The sequence below is a fragment of the Azonexus sp. genome (genome assembly GCF_036170495.1).
GTDB lineage: Bacteria > Pseudomonadota > Gammaproteobacteria > Burkholderiales > Rhodocyclaceae > Azonexus.
Genome location: NZ_JAVHPH010000225.1, coordinates 1 through 3,560 on the forward strand (window position 1 = coordinate 1; position 3,560 = coordinate 3,560).

Consider the following 3,560-nt stretch of genomic DNA (forward strand, 5'->3'; position numbering starts at 1 on the left):
TGCGCACCACCGAGGTCGGCGAAGTTCCCAGGCGATCGGCGGCGGCCGTCAGACTGCCGGCCTCGACGATGCGCACGAAGGTGGTCATCGCATGCAATTTATCCATGGCGCGAGATTAAACCGATATTTGCATAAGTATTCTAACTACAGGTCTATTTATTGCGATTACCGCATAGCTGATGATGACCACTTTCCCGCCTCAAAAAGGAAACCTGCCGTGTCCCGCCACTTTGCCACCATCGCCTACACGCCCAGCGTCCGGGCCAGCCAGCGCCGCCATGGCGGACGCGACCTGGGCGAAGGACTGGACGAGATCAGTGAAACACCGGTCGTCGAACTCGGCCCACGCGAGTGTGAATTCGTTGCGGCCCGCGACAGCTTTTACCTGTCCACGGTCAGCGAAAGCGGCTGGCCGCATGTGCAGCATCGCGGCGGACAGGCCGGATTTCTCCAGGTACTCGACCCGACCACGCTGGCCTTTGCCGATTTATCCGGCAACCGCCAGTACGTCAGCGTCGGCAACCTGAGCCGGAATGACCGCGCGGCGCTGATCCTGATGGATTACCCGAACCGGCGCCGCCTCAAAATATTGGGTCACGTCGAGATTGTCGAGCTGGCCACGGTCAACCCGAAATTATTGGCAAAAATGAGATTTCCCGAGAGCAACGTCGAACGCATCATGCTCATCCGGATCGCCGCTTTCGACTGGAACTGCTCCCGCCACATCACCCCGCGCTTTACCGAAAGCGAGTGGCAAAGCCGCTGTTCGCCACTCACAACAACGTCCATCACCCAGGAGTAAGACATGAAACTGTACGATCTTGAACCCTCTGGTAACTGCTACAAGGTTCGCCTATTTGCCGCACTGACGAAGATTCCGCTGGACATCGTTCCAGTCGATTTCATGGGCGGCGAACACAAGCGCGCGCCCCTCATCGACCTCAACCCGCTCGGCGAGCTGCCCATCCTCGACGATGCCCCGGTGGTGCTGCGCGACTCGCAGGCCATCCTTGTTTACCTGGCCAGCAAATATGGTGACGAAAGCTGGCTGCCGCGCGACCCGGCCGGCATGGCCGAGGTCATGCAATGGCTGTCGACCTCTGCCAACGAAATCCAGAATGGTCCGGGCGCCGCCCGACTGGTCGACAAATTCGGCTATGCCATCGACAAGGCCGATACCGTGAAGCGCGCCGACAACATCCTGCCGGTCATCGAAGCGCATCTCGCCAAACACCAATGGCTGGCGCTCGATCGGCCAACCATTGCCGACTGCGCGGTGATGCCTTACGTTGCGCTGGCGCCCGAAGGCGGCATCTCGCTCCAGCCCTACCCGAATATCAGGGCGTGGATAGCACGCATCAAGGCCCTGCCCGGCTTCATCCCGATGTCGGGCATTTAGAGTTAGTCGAAAACAGTCGCCCCGGCCGTAGCGAACAAGCGTCGCTGCGGCACGGTGAAAGCGCTATTTCTGCCAGCGCGCAGCGGCGCTGTCGTCGGTCTCGCGCGCGTCGACCCAGCGTGCGCCTTCGGCCGTCGCTTCGCGTTTCCAGAACGGGGCGCGGGTCTTCAGGTAATCCATGATGAATTCGCAGGCGGCGAAGGCTTCGCCACGATGGGCGCTGGTCACAGCGACGAGCACGATCTGGTCGCAGGGCTTGAGCGGGCCGACGCGGTGGATGACCAGCGCGTCGTAAATATCCCAGCGCTCCCTGGCCTCGGCGACGATTTCTTCGAGTGCCTTTTCGGTCATGCCGGGATAGTGCTCGAGCGTCATTTCCGAAACGCTGGCGCCGTCGTTGAGGTCACGCACCAGCCCCAAAAAGCTGGCCAACCCGCCTACCCGGGGGTCAGCCGCGCGCAGCGCCAGCAACTCGGCACCAAGGTCAAAATCGGCTTCCTGCACCCGGACGGTCATGCTCAGATTACCTCGCGAGCTTCCATGAAACGCAGCTTGGGATATTTTTCTTTGACCATATTCAGATAAACATTGTTCGGCGCCAAATAGACCGGGTCGTCAGCCCCGTCGAGCGCGACGTTGGCGCTGTAACGGTCGGAAATCTGGCGCAACTCGGCGGCGTCGCCCTGAATCCAGCGCGCCGTCGCGCAGTTGTAGGACTCGAAAATGACCTGCACGCCGTACTCGTGCTCCAGACGGCTGGCCACCACGTCGAACTGCAGCGTGCCGACCGCCCCGAGGATCAGGTCGGTACCCGAGAGCGGCCGGAACAACTGGGTCGCGCCCTCTTCCGCCAGCTGTTGCAAGCCCTTCTGCAACTGCTTGATCTTCAGCGGGTTGGCGATGCGGGCCAAACGGAAATGTTCCGGCGCGAAGGACGGGATGCCGGTGAAGCGCAGGTCTTCGCCCTCGGTAAAAGTTTCGCCGAGGCGGATGGTGCCGTGATTCGGGATGCCGATGATGTCGCCCGGATAGGCTTCGTCGGTCGTGCTGCGGTCACGCGCCATGAAGGTGATGGCGTTGTTGACCGACAGCAGCTTGCCGCCGGCGCCCTGCTTGACCTTCATGCCGCGCTCGAAACGACCGGAACAGACGCGCAGGAAGGCGATGCGGTCGCGGTGCTTGGGGTCCATGTTGGCCTGGATCTTGAACACGAAGCCGGAGAACTTCGGTTCATTCGGCAGCACTTCGCGTGTCGTGGACGGCCGGGCAATCGGTGGCGGCGACAGGTCGACCACGGCGTCGAGCAGACTCTGCACGCCGAAGTTATTGACCGCCGAACCGAAGAAAACCGGCGACTGCTTGCCGCTCAGGTAAGCCTCGGCATCGAAGGCGTGCGAGGCGCCGCGAACCAGTTCGATGTCCATGCGCAACTCGTCGGCCTGGCTACCGATCAGTTCGTCGAGACGCGGGTTGTCGAGGCCCTGGATGATCTCCGCCGTGCCCTTCTCGGCCTGCGGATCGAAAAAGGCGATAGCGTCGTCGTAGAGGTGATAAACACCGCGAAAACGCTTGCCCATACCAATTGGCCAGGTCATCGGCGCGCACTGGATGCCGAGCACCGACTCGATTTCGTCGAGCAGATCGATCGGCTCCTTGCCCTCGCGGTCGAGCTTGTTGATGAAGGTCAGGATCGGCGTGTCGCGCATGCGGCAGACGTTCAACAGCTTGATCGTCTGCGCCTCGACGCCGTTGACCGAGTCGATGACCATGACCGCCGAGTCGACGGCCGTCAGCGTGCGATAGGTATCTTCCGAGAAGTCCTCGTGGCCGGGCGTGTCGAGCAGGTTAACCATGCATTCGCGATACGGAAACTGCATGACCGACGAGGTCACCGAAATACCGCGCTGCTTTTCCAGCTCCATCCAGTCCGACGTCGCATGGCGCGAAGCCTTGCGGGCGCGCACTTCGCCGGCGACCTGGATGGCGCCGCCGAACCACAAGAGTTTTTCGGTCAGCGTCGTTTTACCGGCGTCGGGGTGGGAAATGATGGCAAAGGTTCGCCGGCGGGCAATTTCGGTATCGAGGGGAGTCACGGCAGGGCTTGGAAATGCGGAAAGGCGGCCATTATACCTGCGCCACCCGGCAAGCACCGGCGTTCAGG

At 61.7% G+C, this 3,560-nt stretch carries 5 protein-coding genes; 2 read left to right on the top strand and 3 right to left on the bottom strand.

The features are described 5' to 3' along the window. Positions 1-106 (bottom strand): helix-turn-helix domain-containing protein (locus ADADOO_RS07695; RefSeq protein ID WP_511276427.1); only part of this gene is annotated, 106 nt, incomplete at its 3' end. Positions 107-217: 111 nt separating this feature from the next. Here ADADOO_RS07695 and ADADOO_RS07700 point away from each other — a divergent pair. Both ADADOO_RS07700 and ADADOO_RS07705 read left to right on the top strand, forming a co-directional pair. Beyond that, positions 218-802 carry a pyridoxamine 5'-phosphate oxidase family protein gene (locus ADADOO_RS07700; protein ID WP_511276421.1) on the top strand — a complete coding sequence of 195 codons (585 nt, stop codon included), beginning with the start codon at positions 218-220 and terminating at the stop codon, positions 800-802. Between the two features lie 3 nt (positions 803-805). Next, positions 806-1,399, top strand: coding sequence for a glutathione S-transferase family protein (locus ADADOO_RS07705; protein WP_511276423.1), 594 nt, complete (start codon positions 806-808; stop codon positions 1,397-1,399). A gap of 63 nt (positions 1,400-1,462) precedes the next feature. On the opposite strand, the gene moaE is transcribed toward ADADOO_RS07705, so the two are convergent. Beyond that, positions 1,463-1,915 carry a molybdopterin synthase catalytic subunit MoaE gene (gene moaE, locus ADADOO_RS07710; RefSeq protein WP_511276425.1) on the bottom strand — a complete coding sequence of 151 codons (453 nt, stop codon included), beginning with the start codon at positions 1,913-1,915 and terminating at the stop codon, positions 1,463-1,465. A gap of 2 nt (positions 1,916-1,917) precedes the next feature. Continuing rightward, positions 1,918-3,492, bottom strand: a complete 1,575-nt coding sequence (locus ADADOO_RS07715) for a peptide chain release factor 3 (RefSeq protein WP_511276426.1) — start codon at positions 3,490-3,492, stop codon at positions 1,918-1,920. Positions 3,493-3,560 lie beyond the last annotated feature (68 nt).

Excerpts from the sequence above, each read along its gene's own strand:
- ADADOO_RS07705 (WP_511276423.1), top strand. The coding sequence starts at position 806 with ATGAAACTGTACGATCTTGAACCCTCTGGTAACTGCTACAAGGTTCGC.
- moaE (WP_511276425.1), bottom strand. The coding sequence starts at position 1,915 with ATGACCGTCCGGGTGCAGGAAGCCGATTTTGACCTTGGTGCCGAGTTG.